This is a genomic window from Burkholderia sp. 3C (genome assembly GCF_054589155.1).
The window spans coordinates 1-411 of sequence record NZ_BAAILN010000116.1; the positions used below are offsets into that span (position 1 = coordinate 1).

The following is a 411-nucleotide window of genomic DNA, read 5'->3' on the forward strand; positions in this document are numbered from 1 at the left end:
TGCTGTGTCTGCCGTGGTTTCTCGACATGATCCCGGCGGGCCCGCGCGGAACCGGCAAGAAGTCGGGCAGCGTTGCCGAGTTTCATCCGGTGCCGGCGTCCTACAAGCCGCTCGTCAATGGAGAGGAGGCTTTCGGCGCGCTGTACGACGCGATTCTGGCTGCCAGGCATTCGATCGACTACATCTGCTGGGGTTTTCAGCCATCGATGTATTTCCGGCGGGGCGGCGGCGATTCGCTCTGCATTGGTGACCTGCTGATCCAGAAGGCTGGCGAAGGCGTGAAGGTCCGCATTCTGTGCTGGGCCGATACGTTTGCAGTGGCGCAGAAGCTGGAAAATCCGAACCCGGGATATGACCTGGTGCGCAGCGCGTTCACGCAAAACGAGAACACGACCCAGCTCGAATATGACC

General features: G+C 60.8%; 1 pseudogene. It reads left to right on the top strand.

The features are described 5' to 3' along the window. Positions 1-26: 26 nt before the first annotated feature. A pseudogene (locus ACYP33_RS23175) lies at positions 27-411 on the top strand (hypothetical protein); the annotation flags it as partial.